This window comes from Rhodococcus sp. MEB032, assembly GCF_030208925.1.
Classification (GTDB): Bacteria; Actinomycetota; Actinomycetes; order Mycobacteriales; family Mycobacteriaceae; genus Rhodococcus_F; species Rhodococcus_F qingshengii.
This window is the reverse complement of record NZ_JARVSY010000025.1, coordinates 70,714-84,528: the sequence shown is the minus strand read 5'-3', so window position 1 is coordinate 84,528 and position 13,815 is coordinate 70,714. Positions and strand designations below refer to the sequence as shown.

Here is a 13,815-nt window from a genome sequence, read left to right as displayed (position 1 = left end):
AACGAAATCTACGATGTCGTCATCTGAACAAGCGATGCTTCGAGCACCGCGCGTTCGCTGTCCGCCAGCGGTCTGGACTTTTCGGACACCGTGTCGAATCCGACCATCAACGCGTCGCCGAAAGCGCATTCGACACCCGCGTTGTCACGGATGACGTGCCGAACCGTGAACGAGGAAGTCCCGACGTGAGTCGTGAAGATCTCCACATTCAAGGGACCGGACCGATCGGTGACCGGCTTGAGGAACTCGACGGTCATCTTTCGAACCACGAGGTATCCCGGCCGGCCGCCGAGCGGCGCCAGTTTCGCTTCCAGGAACTGGATGCGCGCTTCCTGCATGTACTCGACGTAACGCGTGTTGTTGACGTGACCCAACCGGTCGGAATCGCCCCACCGGACCTGGATTTGCGCCGTGTATACGTCGGACACCGGATCAGTCCCTGGTGAGCTTGCGGTGAGTCACGCGGTGCGGGCGTGCGGCGTCGGGGCCGAGTCGCTCGACCTTGTTCGCCTCGTAGCCCTCGAAGTTGCCCTCGTACCAGTACCAAGCTGCCTCGTTGTCGCCGAAGCCACCTTCCCACGCGAGGATGTGGGTACAGGTCCGGTCCAGGAACCAGCGATCGTGCGAGATCACGACGGCGCAGCCGGGGAACTCTTCGAGAGCGTTCTCCAGCGAGCCGAGGGTTTCGACGTCGAGGTCGTTGGTGGGCTCATCGAGCAGGATCAGGTTGCCGCCCTGCTTGAGCGTCATCGCCAGGTTCAGGCGGTTGCGCTCACCACCGGAGAGGACGCCGGCCGGCTTCTGCTGATCGTGGCCCTTGAAACCGAACGAGCTGATGTACGCGCGCGAGGGGAACTCGGTCTGGCCGACGACGATGAAATCGAGCCCGTCGGACACGGTCTCCCAGACCGTCTTCTTGGGGTCGATTCCGGAACGGTTCTGGTCGACGTAGCTCAGCTTGACCGTCTGACCGATCTTGACCTCACCGGCGTCAGGCTCCTCGAGACCGACGATGGTCTTGAACAGCGTCGTCTTACCGACGCCGTTGGGGCCGATGACGCCGACAATTCCGTTGCGCGGCAACGTGAACGAGAGATCCTTGATCAGCACGCGACCGTCGAAGCCCTTGTCGAGGTTCGAGACCTCCACGACCACGTCACCCAGGCGCGGCGGTGCCGGGATCTGGATCTCGTCGAAGTCGAGCTTGCGCGTCTTCTCTGCTTCGTTCGCCATTTCCTCGTAGCGATCGAGACGAGCCTTGTTCTTGGCCTGGCGGGCCTTGGCGCCGGAACGAACCCATGCGAGCTCGTCCTTGAGGCGCTTCTGCAGCTTCTGATCCTTCTTGCCGGCAACTTCGAGGCGTGCAGCCTTCTGCTCCAGGTAGGTGGAGTAGTTGCCCTCGTACGGGTACAGGCGTCCGCGGTCGACTTCACAGATCCACTGCGCGACGTGATCGAGGAAGTAGCGATCGTGAGTCACGGCGAGGATTGCGCCGGGGTAAGCAGCGAGATGCTGCTCGAGCCACAGGACAGATTCGGCGTCGAGGTGGTTGGTGGGCTCATCGAGGAGCAGGAGGTCGGGCTTGCTCAGCAGCAGCTTGCAGAGCGCAACGCGTCGCTTCTCACCACCGGAGAGGTGGGTGACCATCTCTTCCGGCGGGGGGCAGCGCAGGGCGTCCATAGCCTGCTCGAGCTGCGAGTCGATCTCCCACGCATCTGCGTGATCGAGCTTCTCCTGCAGCTCGCCCATCTCTTCCATGAGCTCGTCGGAGTAATCCGTAGCCATCAGCTCGGCGATCTCGTTGTACCGCTTGAGCTGGACCATCGTCTCTCCGAGACCGTCCTCGACGTTCTCGCGAACGGTCTTGGTCTCGTCGAGCTCCGGCTCCTGCATGAGGATGCCGACGGTCGCGCCCGGGGCCAGGAATGCCTCGCCGTTGCCCGGCTGGTCCAGTCCGGCCATGATCTTGAGGATGCTGGATTTACCAGCGCCGTTCGGTCCGACGACACCGATCTTCGCGCCGGGGTAAAAGCTCATCGTGACGTCATCGAGGATGACCTTGTCACCGTGCGCCTTGCGCACCTTCTTCATCGTGTAAATGAACTCAGCCATGACCGCCAGCCTATCGGTGTTTGTCCTATAACCCACATTGCGCGTTGGCGCTCACACCGATGCGGGTTCTGCGGACAGTCCGAGGTCATCGACCAGATTCGTCGACATGCTCATCGACCCCCACGAAAACCGCGATGGGGACACCTCCGGGTGTCCCCAGGACGGCTCAGATCATTGCCCTGTGGATGCCCTTCGGCTCGCCACCGAGCTGCGAGAGCGTCGACGAATGGAAAATGGAACCGGGTACGTGGATCGCGTGCGCGAGACCGGCATGAGCGTCACGCCAGAACCGCTGCATCGGCGTGTTCAACTGCAAAGCCCCACCACCGGAACGAGCAAAGATCTCGTCCACCGCACGCACCGCACGCCACGCCGCAGCAGTCTGCGTACGGCGACCGATCGCACGAAGCTCGAACGAAACTTCCTGCCCCTTCTCCGTCATGTCCCAGAAACGATCCACCGTCTCCAAGATCGCAGCCCGAGAAGCAGCGATCTCGGCCGCCGCCTCACCGATCGCGAACAGCACGTACGGATCTTCCTTGATCGGAACACCACTGACCGTCACCCGCTCACGCTGCGCCGCCATGTTGCACGCCAACGCACCCTCGGCGATACCGATCAACGACGAAGTGATCCCCAACGGGAAAATGCACGAGAACGGGAACTTGTACAACGTCTCCGTGCGACCCGCTTCCTTCCACGCCGTCCCGTCGTACACCTTTCCGGCGTCGATCGTGCGGTAGGTGGGCAGGAACGCGTCCTTGACGATCAGGTCCTTCGACCCGGTTCCGCGCAGGCCCACGACATTCCAGCTGTCCTGGTCGATGTCGTAATCCGAACGCGGCAACAACACGTGCAGAATCTTCGGCGGCATCAACGGCTTACCGGACTCGTCACCGACCATCGCACCGATCATGATCCAGTCACAATGATCGGTACCCGAGGAGAACGACCAACGACCGTTGAGGATGTACCCACCCTCGACCGGCCTCGCCACACCCATCGGCGCATACGGTGACGCCATCCACGTATCAGGATCGGTTCCCCACACCTCTTCCTGAGCCTTGCGGTCGAAGAACGCAAGCTCCCACGGATGCACACCGACGATGCCGCTGACCCAGCCCGTGGCACCATCCATCGCACCGATAGCCATTGCCGTCTCGGCGAATTCACGCGGATGCGCCTCGAGGCCTCCGAACTCCTTCGGCTGCAACATCCGGATGACGCCGGCGTCGCGCAAACGCTTCGCGCTGCCGTCCGTCAAGCGCATCAGCTTGTCGCCCTCGACCCCGTCGGCGCGGATCTCGTCGGCGAACTGTGAGATGTTGTCCAGAACCTGACCCATGATCTTCCGCCTCCATTGATAGTCGACCAACGACCATTAAAGTAGAACACGTTCTAGAAACTTGCGGAAGTGAAATGGCCGACATTTCTTACACTCACACGGTCTGCAGTTCCGACGGGAGTTCGACGGCGTCGCTACCCGAGGCCGCAAGCAACTGTGCGTATCGCCCACCTTGTTGCACAAGTTCGTCGTGGGTGCCCTTTTCCACAACCACGCCCTGGTCGAGGACCGCAATGAGATCCGCATCTCGAACCGTGGAAAGCCTGTGCGCCACAACAAGAGTGGTGCGTCCGACCATCAGCTCGTCGAGCGCGTCCTGCAACGCACGTTCAGTGCGATTGTCCAAGGCGCTCGTCGCCTCGTCGAGGACAAGGATCGGCGGATTCCGCAGGACTGTGCGCGCGATCGCTATGCGCTGTTTCTCACCGCCGGAGAATCGGTAGCCGCGCTCGCCGACCATGGTGTCGTACCCGTCGTCGAGACCGGAAATGAACTCGTGGATCTGCGCGATGCGCGCTGCCTGCTCGATCTCGGCGTCCGTGGCGTCGGGTTTCGCGAACCGAAGGTTCTCACGAATCGTCGTGTGGAAGAGATACGTCTCCTGCGACACCACACCTACCAGGTCGGAGACCGTCGCCAGATCGAGGTCCCGCAGATCGACGTCGTCGATTCTCACCGATCCCGCAGTCGGGTCGTACAGACGTGCGGCCAAGTATCCGAGAGTGGTCTTGCCCGAACCCGTGGAGCCGACAAGCGCCAAGGTTCCGCCGGCCGGGACCGTGAGGTCGATGTTGTCGAGGGTCTTGCTGTCGGTTCCTGGATACGAGAAGTCGACGTGGTCGAACCGAAGTTCGCCGGACATCTTGGTGCGGTCGAAGCTCTTCGACTCTTCCGGATCCGCGATGTCGATCGGCAGATCCAGGTACTCGAACACGCGACTGAACAGTGCCATCGAGCTCTGCACCTCGACGCCCGTGTTGAGCAGCATCATGGTGGGGCGGAACAATTGTGTTTGCAGCGTGGTGAATGCGACGAGGGTGCCGACGGTGATGGTGTTGCCGTGATCGAGAGTGAAACCGGCAAACCAGTAGACCAGTGCAGGCATGGCTGCGAAGGTGATCGACATGGTCGCCATGCGCCACTTGCCGGCCATCATGGCTCGGAGTTCGACGTCTGCGACTTCCGCTGAACGCTCGGTGAATCGATCCGTCAGAGCCGACTTCGCGCCGGTCGTCTTGCCGAGGAGAATGCCACTGACGGAGAGAGATTCCTCCACCTGGACCGACAGATCACTGAGTAGCTTCTGCCGCTTACCAGAGATCTTGCGGCGCTCGTCACCGATCTTGCGTGCGATACGGATGAACACCGGCAAGATCGCCAGCGAGAAGATGGCAAGCCGCCAATCCAGAAGGAACAGAGCAACAATGGTGGCTGCCACGGTCGTTGCATTCTGCGCGATGGACGTTGCCGTGTTGGTGACCACCGACTGCATACCGCCGATGTCGTTGGCAATACGCGACTGAACTTCTCCGGTTCGGGTTCGAGCGAAGAATCCGAGCGACTGATTCTGCAGATGCGAGTAGACCCGCACGCGCAGTTGGTGCATCAGTTTCTGGCCGATGCTGTTGGACATCCAGGTCTGGGCCACGCCGAGACAGCTCGTGATCACGGCAATGGCGATCATGCCGATGGCCAGAACGCTGACGAGTCCGAGGTTCTTGTCCGGGATCGCCTTGTCGAGCATTTCGCGTAGGAGCAGCGGGCTGCCCAGCGCCACGATCGCGCTGAGTGTGATGACCGCGGTGACGATGGCGATCTGAGTTCGATACGGCGCGAACAGTCCGAGTACGCGCTTTGCCGGTACGGATTCCGCCGGAGTGATCTCGACAGCGGATCGTTCGATGTTTCGCATGTGATCTGGTTTCACGTTCTACCTCCTGGAGGCCTTCTCACCCTAGTTTCATATTGATGAGGTTACCTCACTATGAGGCTGACACCAACAACGCTAGACTGGCGCCATGCATTCCCGAGAGCGCGAACTCACCGACGTCGTGATGTCGGTGGCACGGCTCATCCGCCGACGCCAAGTGGCAGCGCTGGAACCATTCGGCCTCTCGCCGTCGCAAAGCCGAGCGCTGCGAGTGCTGACCCGAGTGGGCGAACCGGTTCGACTCGGGTTTCTTGCCGAGCGCTTGCGCATAGTTCCGCGGTCGGCGACCGACGTCGTGGATTCCCTCGAAGACGCCGGATGGGTGCGCCGCACTCCCGACCCGAACGATCGGCGAGCAGTGCTGCTCGAGTTGACCGACGCCGGCGCTACCCTCGCTGCCGACGTCGCGAAAGCTCAACGACGCGAATCCTCGGATGTGTTCGACGACCTCGACGAATCGGAGCGAGCAACTCTCACCGAACTTCTTGAGCGAGTGGACGCGGGGCACGACTCGCGGCCCCGCGACTGCCCGAAACCTTCGGTCTGAGTCCTCACGCAGCGACGGTGTCGACTGCGTCCTCGACATTCTCCGCCGACGTCGGCTTGCTCTGACGCTCGATCTTCGAGATGCAACGAGCAAGGTCCGCGCCTACCGCAGTCGCCCGTAGCTCGAGATCGGAACGAGGCACACCCTCTTTGGTCGTGTACTCGTTGGTGCGCAACTCCCCCGCCACCATGACCGGATCACCCTTCATGATGGATGCGCCGACGCCGGTGACCAACCGCCGCCAGCAGCTGACCGTGAGATAGAGGGTCGCTCCGTCCGTCCACTCTCCGGTCACCGCGTCTTTGCGACGCGTGTTGCTCGCCATCCGAAAGCTCAGCACCTCTTCGCCATTGGTGGTCTGCCGCTTCACCGGATTGGTGATGACGGTTCCGACAACCGTTGCATGCGTTTCGTACATGTCCGATCCCCCTTCGAACTCCAGAACCCGCCAACTGCCGCGGGGCCGATCACTGCGTCGGCAGTTTCGATTGTGGAACGACAAACGCGTGGCTCGGGATCTTCGATTTCCACCTGTGCATCGGTGGAACAGCTGTGGAGAAACAGCACTGCCCGAGCCAAACGGCCCGGGCAGTGTCGGAGCTAAGTGCTAGTGGAGGATTCGTCGGATTTCTTCTCGCTGGGTGTCTCGTCCGCAGAGTCCTCGCTTGCAGTCTCCGCGTCAGCAGCCTCACGGGGTTTCCACCCTTCGCGGTCTCGCCTGGCCAATTCGGCGAACATCGCGTTGTGCGCGGCGAGGTCGGCGTCGTGGTCGCGCTCGGCCGCACGGTCGGTTCGGCGCGCTGTCCTGCCATCGCTGCGCGACCACTGAACCAGCAGCGCGAGCATGACCACCATGAGCGGGATCTCGCCGGTCGCCCACGCGATGCTGCCGCCCAGCTGCTGATCGCCGATCAGGTCGTTGTTCCAGCCGAGGCCGAGCGAACGGAAGTACGCGCCGCCCATGACGGCGGTGGTGCTCATCAATGCCACGCCGAAGAAGGCGTGGAACGGAAGTGAGCCGAAGACCATTGCCAGCTTGGTCACTGGCTGCAATTGACGTGGTGACGGGTCGATTCCGATCGCCACCCAATAGAAGAGATAGCCGCTGAGGATGAAGTGCAGGTTCATCAGCAGGTGAGCGCTGTGCGAGTCGACCGTCGCACCGTAGATTCCGCCGAGATACAGCGCGTAGAAACCGCCGACGAAGAGAACTGCCGCCACGATCGGGTGGGTGATGAATCGCGAGAACGGGCTGTGCAGAGCGGTCAGAATCCACTCGCGAATGCCGGGCACGCCGTCCTTGCCTGCCGGATCCAGGGCCCGCAGAGCCAAAGTGATCGGCGCACCCAGAACCAGCAGGACTGGGCCCAACATCGACAGCGCCATGTGCGCACCCATGTGAACGCTGAATACTGCCGGCGCGTACTTGCCGACGCCCGAAGACGTGGCGATCAGGAGCACCGCACAACCGCTCATCCAGGCGATGGTTCGGCCGACAGGCCAGGAATCCCCACGCTTGGCCAGCTTGCGCAGACCGATTCCGTACAGAATCGCCGCGGCGATCGCGGCGGTGCCGAACATGAGGTCGAATCGCCAGTCCGTCACGAAGGCCATGAACGACGGCGGGTCCGGAAGGTTGTAACCGAGTTCGACCTCGGGGATCGAGGGAATCGACAGCGGCGGGGGCGGCGGGGTACGACCGAGGCCGATCGCGAGACCGATGGTTGCCGCCATCACGATGCCTTCAGCGCCGGCAAATCGAATCAGGGCAGAGCGACTCTTGGGGTTCTCCGCCAGCGCCGGTAGCGCCCGACTCCGCTGAACCCAACCGAAGAACCCGAGGATGATCAGTGCAACGGTTTTCGCGACGATCAATCGTCCATACGTCGTGGTGAATACGTCGTCGAGAGGCAGACGGACAATCGCGTTGATGACGCCGCTGAATCCCATGACGACGAAGCAGATGGATGCGACCGTCGAAAAGCGTCGGGCTGCTACGTCGGTGTAATCGCCGCCGCGGCGCGCGTGTGCCAGTAGCGCGAACAAGCCGCCGGCCCAGAGCGAAGCCGCCACGAGGTGCAGGATCAGACTATTGGTAGCGATGTCATGCGAGCCGCCCGAAGAGGAGTGACCGGTGAGAGCAAGCGGCATCAGTCCGAGGAGACCGACCAGCAGCAGGAGCGGAGTCCACCACCAGCGCAGTGTCAGTCGGGCCAGGATCGCCAGAACAACCGCGATGATCGCCGTCCAACGCCAAGCGCCGGCGATCTCGACCTGATCGAGTCCCGACCACAGGTTCGCCGGTTTGATCGCTTCGGCAAACGGCTGACCCGACGTGTCGGAGAGCGTCAGAGGCACCATCATGAACGAACAGATCGCCCACACGATCGCGGCGTGCGATGCAGTTCGGACTGCCCGATAGCCGTCGACGTCGAGGACGCCCGACTTCTGCGGCGGCACGAAGAACGCGGCCAGCAGCAGTGACCCGATCGCAATAACCGCGGCGATCTCCCCCAGTGCCCGCATCGCGGGCAGGCCGTACGTGGTGATCGGGCCTGGATCCGGGATACCCAGAAGAGTCAGTGCCTGCGACGCGGAGAATCCCACCACGATGGCTGCGGTGAGCCCTGCGATGAGTCCACTGACCACGAATATCGCGGTCGAAGAAGCGGGTGCACCGCTGTGCTGTGTGGACTCCGGTGGGGAATCTGTCGGCGCGAGGTCGGGTGTAGCCATACCTCAAGGGTAGGACCTTCGCGAACCGACTACGACAACGCGTCGGAGTTGGGCGGCGCGCGTCACATCCCGAACCCTCGAGTATGATGTTCCACGCGCCTCCGTAGCTCAGGGGATAGAGCAAGAGCCTTCTAATCTCTTGGTCGCAGGTTCGAATCCTGCCGGGGGCACTTTTGTATCGTTTCCCCAGGAACGAATACCCTCTACACCTGCACGTACGAAGCCATGACCGACGCGGCATTCCTGCGTTATCCCACTCAATCCCGGCCAAAGTGTTGAGTAAGTGTTGTTGTGCGGTTCTCAGGTGAGTCCAGTGGATACACCATAAGTTGGGCGCCGAATCCCGGCTTGTCATCGACAATCTTGCTGTCCAGCGGCGGAGCGAATTGGTACGGAAGACGAGTTCTGGAAAGCCCTGCAATGCTTCTGTCACACCCGGAACTCCAAAGGGAACCAGGCTATTTGGGCCCACATCAGTAATGGGCCTCTCAGATTCAAGCTCGGGCGCCAGCACGTCTGGCGCAAGAGTGTCGTACTCGCGTGGGCGCCGAACAGGAACCCCCGTGGTGTCAAGCGCGGCACCCGACCCCCCTGAAGTTTGGGCGCAGCGTTCGTTCGAATGGTGGAACTCTGTACGATCCGCACGCTAATCGGTAGATCGCGAATTACTTTCGTTGAGTCGGACGCTGCGGTGGCCGATCAAACGCACGTCGCGATTCGTCATTTCGCCCTCCATTGATCCACCGGCCTCGACCTGGCCGGTCGCCCAGTGGGTCATCCTGGGTGCACGTGTTCCCGACAGCTCAGGTGCGCCGACCTGCCGGAGTGCACGCGGGGGCCACCCCGGCAGGCGACCCCACTACAAGGGGCAGCCACAAGGCAGCTCGTTCTCACTCGCTGAGAAATCACAAGTGCCGATTCACACAAACCTTGATCGTAATTCGCGCGGGAAACCGAAATACGTTACTTGCCAGCCTTTTTCCTTGGACAACCTTGGGCAATCGTTCCCCATCCTCAACATTCACAAACCGGACAGTCTGTGCTAATTTTTACAGACCTTCACCCCCGTTTTACCCTCCGAGAGGTTCATCACGCATGTCTAAAGCCACCCGCCGCGCCGGAATCGTTGCCGCACTTGTCGGCTCCGCTGCATTGATTGCACCGGCTTTCGCGGGCGCAGCACCCACTGGTTCACTCGGTTCCGCAGAGCCGGAAGCGGGCTTCACCTGCTCCACAACGTCTACCGAAACCACCGCGAACGGCTGGGGAATCCCGTTCACCGACGAGAAGGACCAGATCGCCTCCTACGCGGCCGATAATGTCTTCGACAAGGACGGCTCACTCAAACTCGAAGTCACCGACGTCAACGACCGCTCGGTGTCGTACCACGCGGCTGGAAGCATCAAGCTCGCCGACGCGGCTGCCAAGGAAATCGGGTTCTCCGAGCGCGCCGTAACCACCAGCGCCGCGTTCCAGCTGCGTTTGACCGGTACCACGAATCCGAAAGACAACGGTTTCACCACTCTGGTGTGGGTGCCGAGCCAGAACGACGCACCTGTCACGGACGTTGCGGTCAAGCACGAGAACATCCAGGACGGACTCTGGTGGAGCACCCGTACCATCGGCGGTGCAGTAAAGGGCGAGCCCACCTCACTCGATGCCATCGTGGCAGCCAACCCCGGCGCGAAGGTCGAGCACTACGGTGTGAGCGTCGGCACCGGCTCGGCGGCCTCGAGCGTCTTCGTCGACGCGGTGAAGTTCAACGGCTGCACCACCAACTTCGCCAAGAAGGATCCGAAGCCCGAGACAGGCACCGGTTCGCTCGGTTCACTCGGCGACATCTTCGGCAGCTAGCAGCAACAGTTCTACTGCGGATGACGAAAGCCCCCCACCCTCATTGCGAGGTTGGGGGGCTTCCCTATCGAGACATCGCAAGGAAAGACAGGACTTTCGTCGCACAATCCGCGCACCAAATTCCATAGGCCAACACACCGGTTTACCGGACAATGAAACGATGGCTCACCTTGCGCAGGACCGTGTCGATGCTTGAACCTGAAACAGTAGACACCGCGATCCTCGCCATCTTCATCGGAACGGCCATTTCGGCAGTCACTGCGAGCGTCATGCCATGGGCATTCGGAAGGGTGCCACGAACCAAGTCGACGACATATGACAATTACCGACGAGTTTTCGGATTGCTTGCCGCCGTGCCTATGCCGTGGTTTCGCTCCGCGTTCTGCGCAGCATCAGTACCTGGAATATTTCTGATTCCGATAAAGCCCCTGAATGGATGGCCCCGATGGAGTAAGGCGCTCATTGGGGCGGCCATCGGGGCTGCATCTATGATCGCCGTCAGCGCTTTCCTTCAAGGAGTGCCGCTTCCCGTGACAGCGGTCGTATCGCTTCTCGCTGCGGCACTGTTCGCATCATCGGCGGTTAAGTTGACGGCCGGCGAACGAGATGCAGGGCAATTGATCGCTTGGACCGCTGCTGGCCATGCCTTGTTTTTCATCTTGATCGGCACTAGCAATACATCAGACTCATTTGAACACTTGTGGAAGTACGGGATCGCCACACCCGTGACGATAATTCTGATTTACATGGCCGTGTCGACTGGTAAAACATGGGTGTCAGTTGTACTGCTCGCAACCCTGGGCGTGACCAGCATGTCTCTAGGGTTCCGGTCCCACGCACTCGTCTGCCTGATTTCTGTGGTCATGCTGATAGCGAAGGGTCCATCAAGCCGTCCCAGATGGGCTAAGATTGGGGTCGCACTAGTCGGCATCTATGCTTTGGCGGTGCTCCTGCCGAATGCTATTTCGTCTGGCACTTTCGGAGCTGACGTACAGGCTCGGACCATTGCTCAGGAACAAGTTTCCGACGCGCCATCCTTTCTTGCAGGCCGGGTCGAGCCCCCATTCTCAATCGCGGCCATCTCAGAGAAGCCGCTAATAGGGTGGGGCAATCTGAACAAGATTGACCGCGCCACCGAAGCGTCGGGCGTCCAAATCGCCAAAGACCTCGGAATGGCAAACCCCGACTCGTACCGAAAAATCTGGATTCGAGACGGGGGGCAAGTCTCCCTGCATTCGGTATTCTTCGAATCGTGGGCCGCTGGTGGAATCTTGGCCGCCGGATTCCCTGCCTTGCTAATCTTCCTATTTTCCGCTGCAGCCATCCGAGCGCGAGGGCAATACGCCGCGTTGGTGATCCTCGTGTCGATACAAGGCCTTTGGGATGTAGTATTTTCACCCTGGGGCTACAACCGCCCAATCCTTTTCGCGACCTCGGCAGTGCTCGCGTGTTGGTCCATCGCGGAGCACCGCCGAGTGAAGAGTAAGCCTCAGCCATATCCTTCGTCGGACGCGGGCCCTAGCCATTTGGTTGGGGATTTCGCACAGAATCCCACGTAGGAGAATCTTGCGTCACCGCGACTCTCCGACATGTCGCCAGTCATGTCACACTGCACGGTCGAAATCGGTCTAGATTGCGGCGCCCGCTGCACCACAGCCCGCCAGTTCGCGAGAGGTGTCTTGTCGGTGCTGTGGTGCACTTAGTTGTGTGGCCGCAGGTTCGAATCCTGCCGGGGGCACCACAAGATTTGCATCACGAATAGTCACGCTGCGTGGATAAAGCGATCTCTCTCCAGACCGATCCGATCCGGACCGAAACCTAGCCCACAAATTGCGTACCGTCCGCAGTAATCTGCCTCGCATGAAGAAGGCGCTTCCGAAGACCCTGAAGTCACTCGCCCGGACCGTTGGAATCCTGGCACTCGCGATCGTCGTGGTATCTGTCGTCGAGAGGTTCAGCGGCGCACACCAACCGACTACCGGTCCCGCCTCGTTGACCGGACCCGACCAATCGTTGTAGCCCTTCCCTGCGACTGCGACAAGGTCGTCTCACGAAGTTCTACGACGACGAGTCGGTAGGCAAGAGTCCACCAATGGCGGCTGAGTCGCATGCAACACGCTGCGCGGAGCGGCCGCGACTGTCACAGAATCTCTGGGCTCCGGATCCCAAGGCGTCACAGCAGCCGGGGCAGTCAAACCTTGCGGGCAGCCGTGGGTGTAGCGCCATTGACACAAGCTGCGTCAGAATGGTTGCGCGAGAACTCGATTCGAAGGTCCGATTTCGCGAAGTGTCCAGAGAGCTGCGAAAAGTACCGGCTGAGGGACCTCGCGGCCACTCGGTGCGGTTGCTCGGATGTGGCGACTGCGCACCGATCGAACCGGCCGCATCCGCCGTCAGCGACTACGCAACGACCGTCACCATTTGACTCCGGGCATCGAAAGCGCTTGAAAAGTAAGCCATTTCATCGTGCCGAGATGCGCGAGAACGACCTGAACTTGCGAGGTCTCGAGATCTTCGAAGAAGCCTCCGACATGGCATTTTCCGAGATCCACTCACATTCCAGGCTGTGCCTCATCCGTGCGCACAAGAGCGTCGCCAAAAGTCGCTGCGGCGCGTGATCAGCTGGACTGACGTAACCGTACCGAAGGCTTTCTACGAAAAGCTGGGCGATTCTTCGTCTCGAATGGCCATGTCGGCCCCCGAAGCATTAGCGACGGTTAACTCAGGCCGAAATCTAATCTGCTAAGAAAAACGAATCTAATGTGACCCCTATCTCTGGATCCTTTCAGAACAGGGGTTTCGATGACGCGCGACTGAATTCACCCCCTAATTCACCCTCCTCCTATGCACAGAAAAGTGATTTGCATTTATGTCGAGCGTGTGCGCACAGATAATTCGCTCCACGCCTTGTCGTTCCGACAGCAAATAAGGGCCGTGAACTGCATAAAGGCCCATTCGGTACAGCAGCGCGGACTCGGCTCGGCCGCTCACCGCTTGTCGACAGGAGCCAGGGCAGGTATACAACTGATGGTCGAGATCGAATTGTGATGAACCAGCCAGTTAACTTGGAAAAAATCAACGGAAGATAGATATGGCCAGTTAAGCGCAGTTTTTCTTGCATGGACGCACGTCCATGGCGTGTCCAGCTATGCGATTTGCTCGTGTTAGATTCCTGATTGCGCATCGCCCGGTTTGCGCCTTCTGCGTTGTTTGCGCGGAATTTGCATCTTCTCGCGAACGGCCCCGCGCACATTTCCTTACGTTGTGCCAAAGAAAGGAATTTCATGAAAA

The 13,815-nt window shown here is 60.6% G+C and carries 11 protein-coding genes and 1 tRNA gene; 6 read left to right on the top strand and 6 right to left on the bottom strand.

Going from position 1 to position 13,815, the window contains the following annotated elements:
* Positions 1-8: 8 nt before the first annotated feature.
* From QRN54_RS23210 to QRN54_RS23195, 4 genes are all read right to left on the bottom strand, one after another.
* Complete coding sequence (locus tag QRN54_RS23210; RefSeq protein ID WP_003944475.1) at positions 9-428, bottom strand: acyl-CoA thioesterase; 420 nt, start codon at positions 426-428, stop codon at positions 9-11.
* A 4-nt stretch (positions 429-432) separates the two neighbouring features.
* Entirely contained in the window at positions 433-2,112 is a 1,680-nt protein-coding gene (gene ettA / locus QRN54_RS23205) for an energy-dependent translational throttle protein EttA (protein ID WP_007730925.1), read from the bottom strand.
* A 166-nt stretch (positions 2,113-2,278) separates the two neighbouring features.
* Complete coding sequence (locus QRN54_RS23200) at positions 2,279-3,457, bottom strand: acyl-CoA dehydrogenase family protein (RefSeq protein WP_021333428.1); 1,179 nt, start codon at positions 3,455-3,457, stop codon at positions 2,279-2,281.
* 94 nt (positions 3,458-3,551) lie between these two features.
* Complete coding sequence (locus QRN54_RS23195) at positions 3,552-5,369, bottom strand: ABC transporter ATP-binding protein (RefSeq protein WP_054801009.1); 1,818 nt, start codon at positions 5,367-5,369, stop codon at positions 3,552-3,554.
* Positions 5,370-5,475: 106 nt separating this feature from the next.
* On the opposite strand from QRN54_RS23195, the gene QRN54_RS23190 reads away from it, so the two are divergent.
* On the top strand, positions 5,476-5,934 hold the full coding sequence (locus QRN54_RS23190) for a MarR family winged helix-turn-helix transcriptional regulator (protein WP_054781492.1): 459 nt from the start codon (positions 5,476-5,478) through the stop codon (positions 5,932-5,934).
* A gap of 4 nt (positions 5,935-5,938) precedes the next feature.
* On the opposite strand, the gene ssb is transcribed toward QRN54_RS23190, so the two are convergent.
* The gene (ssb, locus tag QRN54_RS23185; protein ID WP_007733347.1) at positions 5,939-6,352 is read right to left on the bottom strand and encodes a single-stranded DNA-binding protein; all 414 of its coding nucleotides are present in this window, start codon (positions 6,350-6,352) and stop codon (positions 5,939-5,941) included.
* 182 nt (positions 6,353-6,534) lie between these two features.
* A complete protein-coding gene (locus QRN54_RS23180; RefSeq protein ID WP_285183130.1) occupies positions 6,535-8,670 on the bottom strand; it encodes a bifunctional copper resistance protein CopD/cytochrome c oxidase assembly protein in 2,136 nt (711 codons plus the stop codon).
* A gap of 97 nt (positions 8,671-8,767) precedes the next feature.
* On the opposite strand from QRN54_RS23180, the gene QRN54_RS23175 reads away from it, so the two are divergent.
* From QRN54_RS23175 to QRN54_RS23155, 5 genes are all read left to right on the top strand, one after another.
* A tRNA-Arg gene (locus tag QRN54_RS23175) sits at positions 8,768-8,840 on the top strand.
* A 925-nt stretch (positions 8,841-9,765) separates the two neighbouring features.
* Complete coding sequence (locus tag QRN54_RS23170) at positions 9,766-10,524, top strand: hypothetical protein (protein ID WP_042923865.1); 759 nt, start codon at positions 9,766-9,768, stop codon at positions 10,522-10,524.
* Positions 10,525-10,712: 188 nt separating this feature from the next.
* A complete protein-coding gene (locus QRN54_RS23165; protein WP_256083115.1) occupies positions 10,713-12,083 on the top strand; it encodes a hypothetical protein in 1,371 nt (456 codons plus the stop codon).
* Positions 12,084-12,384: 301 nt separating this feature from the next.
* Positions 12,385-12,543: a hypothetical protein gene (locus QRN54_RS23160; protein ID WP_285183129.1), complete on the top strand. Its 159-nt coding sequence runs from the start codon at positions 12,385-12,387 to the stop codon at positions 12,541-12,543.
* A gap of 455 nt (positions 12,544-12,998) precedes the next feature.
* Positions 12,999-13,142: a hypothetical protein gene (locus QRN54_RS23155; RefSeq protein WP_283377267.1), complete on the top strand. Its 144-nt coding sequence runs from the start codon at positions 12,999-13,001 to the stop codon at positions 13,140-13,142.
* Positions 13,143-13,815: the final 673 nt, after the last annotated feature.